General features: G+C 66.5%; 2 protein-coding genes and 1 pseudogene. 2 read left to right on the forward strand and 1 reads right to left on the reverse strand.

Annotated elements, in window-relative coordinates; genetic code table 11:
- Positions 1 to 47: 47 nt before the first annotated feature.
- Positions 48 to 1,997: a recombinase family protein gene (locus tag TSH20_RS32750; RefSeq protein ID WP_109157626.1), complete on the reverse strand. Its 1,950-nt coding sequence runs from the start codon at positions 1,995 to 1,997 to the stop codon at positions 48 to 50.
- Positions 1,998 to 2,241: 244 nt separating this feature from the next.
- On the opposite strand from TSH20_RS32750, the pseudogene TSH20_RS32755 reads away from it, so the two are divergent.
- Positions 2,242 to 2,424, forward strand: a pseudogene (locus tag TSH20_RS32755) (IS3 family transposase); the annotation flags it as partial.
- A 110-nt stretch (positions 2,425 to 2,534) separates the two neighbouring features.
- Positions 2,535 to 2,720: a hypothetical protein gene (locus tag TSH20_RS36295; protein ID WP_348770471.1), complete on the forward strand. Its 186-nt coding sequence runs from the start codon at positions 2,535 to 2,537 to the stop codon at positions 2,718 to 2,720.
- The last annotated feature ends 105 nt before the right edge of the window (positions 2,721 to 2,825 follow it).

Raw genomic sequence — 2,825 nt, forward strand, 5'->3', positions numbered from 1 at the left:
GGGTGGAAGTCTGCCAGATCAGGAGGTGGCTGGGTTTTGGACGCCGATCACCCCCGAAACTGGCCTACTGTTCCACGCCGATGCACAGTGTTGGCAGGGATCTCCAGGCGGGCCGCCAGTTCCGGCAACGTCCGCTCATCCGGTCCCAGTCGCTCGACCCGAGCGGACGGTCGGGGATAGGCCCTCACCGGCACGCCGTGGCGGTGCAGCAGGTCGCGCACCATGACGTCGGTGAAGGTTTCGCGCCGCTTGGGCGGATGCCAGCCTTCGGTGTTGAGCATCGCCGCGATGGCTGGAGCCTTGTGGCCGTCGGCGTTCAGCGCCTGGATGCGCTCCATCAGGGCCGGAAAGGTGCTGAGTTGGTCGCGGCGCCGGACGGCACGCCGCAAGGGGTGCTGAGTATGAACACCACCGGCCCAGTGGCAGTCCACCGTGACCGCCTCCGTCGCGCCGGCCACAGTCACCACGACCTTGTCCAGCAGGAGGCGGGCGATGGTCTGGCGGTCGGCATCCGTCGTCGTGGCCGCCCGCCACAGGGTGGGAATGTCGTCGGCCAAGCGCCGGATCGCCTCGCGCTCCGCCGCGCTCAGCGGCATCGGCTGCTGGGCGAGGAAGCGGTCGTGATCCCCCTGGACCCGGATTTCCGCCGCCAGGGCCTCCTCCCATGCGCGTTCCAAAGCGCGGGCGACCAAGCGGTTCTCGGGCTCGACCGCGCGATACTCACGCCGCGCCCGATCCGCTTCGTAATGGGCGCGCTCCACGCGCTGACGCCATTGGCGATGGAGGTGTTGGCGTTCCAGTTCCAGGTCCTCCGCCCATTGCAGGCTGACCTCCAGCGCCGCCGGTTCGAGAGCCCGCAAGATCAACGCGCCAACCAACGCCTCCAATTCACGCCCGCCCAGCGATTGGCAGGAAGGGGCGGCGAAGCGGATCGCTCCCTGGCTGCAGCGATAGCGGCGGAAGCGGCCCTGATCATGATATTCGGTGGCCATCCGCTGGCCGCATCGCCCACAAAACACCAGCCCGGCCAGCAACGCCGGGCCACCACGGGCGACGCCAGCCGCCGGATTGCGATTCGCCGCCATCTGCGTCTGGTTCCTCTCGAAGGTTTCCCAGGTGATATAGGCTGGCCAATGGTCTTTGATCAGCACCGTCCAACGCTCGGGAACCCCTGCTCCGGCTTGGTGAGGATGACGGCCATAGACATAGGCGCCCGCGTAGCCTGGGTTGTGCAGCATGTCCTGCAAGGTGGTGCGGCTGGGCCGCCGCCATTCCAACTCGCCCTTGGCCGGGCCGGCGCGCAGGCGGCGCGGCAGCGTGAGATCGTGAGCAACGAAATAACCAAGCACCCGGTGGACCGAGCCGTGTCGGTCGAAGAGGTCGAAGACCAGGCGAACTGTCGTCTGAACCTGCTCATCGGGATCGAAGACGATCTCTCCCGAGGGCCGGCGGAGATAGCCGCGCGGCAGGTTGGTGACGATTTCGCCCCGTTGCGCCTTGGCCAAACGCCCGGCCAGCATGCGGCTCTTGAGCAGATGCAACTCGGCCTCCGACATGGTGCCCTTCAGGCCGAGCAGGAGGCGATCGTTGAAGATACCCGGGTCGTAGACGCCATCACGATCAGCCAGAAGCGTCCGCCGCACGCCGCAGATCTCGAGCAACTGGTACCAGTCGCAGCACGAGCGGGCCAAACGCGACATCTCCATCCCGAGGACCAACCCCACACGGCCCAGACCGACGTCGGCGACCAGCCGCTGAAAGCCGGGGCGCCCGGTGGCCGAGGCGGCGGAGCGGCCGAGATCCTCGTCGATGATCACGATCCGCTCCCGTGGCCAGCCGAGGGCGAGGGCGCGCTCGACCAGAGCGTATTGAAGACGGGTCGATTCCTGATGATGCTCGATCTGCTGAAGCGTGGATTGGCGGACGTAGACGACGGCCAAACGGTCACGGTGGGCGCCCTGGATCTTCTCGCTCGGGGCTGGGATGGGGCCGGTCATCGCTGTCCTCCTCCGTTCCCGGACTGGCCTCCAGGTGTCGGCGGGCCAAGCGGCCAATCAGCACGGCCAGTTTGCGCCGCCGCTCCATCGGCAAGCGGCGCCAGATCATCAGGGGTGGTTGCGCGTCGGGGCTCATCACGATGCTCACCAACCCAGCGGACCAGGGCCAGCAAGGCCGCTGGCCCCACCCGGGGTGAATCGACCAACCAAAATGGCGCTTCAGAGGTTCCAGGGCCGGGAGGTGGAGAGCTTCTTCGCGACGCTCGAATGCGAACTGCTCGACCGCCGGCGGTTCCGCTCGCATGCTGAAGCGCGCATCGCCGTCTTCACCTTCATCGAAGGATGGTACAATCCCCGCCGACGGCACTCCGCCCTGGGCTATCTGTCACCGATCGACTACGAAAGGAGACCCAGCCCCACGGAGTAAAACAAGCCCCAACCCGTCCACCGAGCCGGGGCAACTCCAGTGAGCGCCTGGCCAAAGCCGCGGAACGGCTCGGCATCACTGTCCAGCCAATTGCCCGCGGCCGCGACGGGGTGTTCATCCCCACCGGAATCGCTTGGGTGGTGGAGCGGTCTTTCGGATGGCTGTCCCGCTACCGCCGATTGAACACCATCGTCGAGCGGACGAAGGGGCACCTCGTCGCTTTCGTCGAGATTGCCTTCATCTCGGTCCTCTCCAGGCGCTTGAAGCGGCTCACGCCTCAGGCCGTCGGCGCATGACGTCTACAAACATGTTCTCAGTTCGGCCCCCGCCATCATTGGCATCCGCATGTCGGTCAGCAGAAGGTCCGGAAGGTCTTCAATTGCCGCCTCAAGACCCTGTTG

The organism is Azospirillum sp. TSH20, assembly GCF_003115935.1.
Classification (GTDB): Bacteria; Pseudomonadota; Alphaproteobacteria; order Azospirillales; family Azospirillaceae; genus Azospirillum.

What these genes read in the sequence shown, in the direction of transcription:
- TSH20_RS32750 (WP_109157626.1), bottom strand. Translation starts at nt 1,997, where the DNA reads ATGACCGGCCCCATCCCAGCCCCGAGCGAGAAGATCCAGGGCGCCCAC.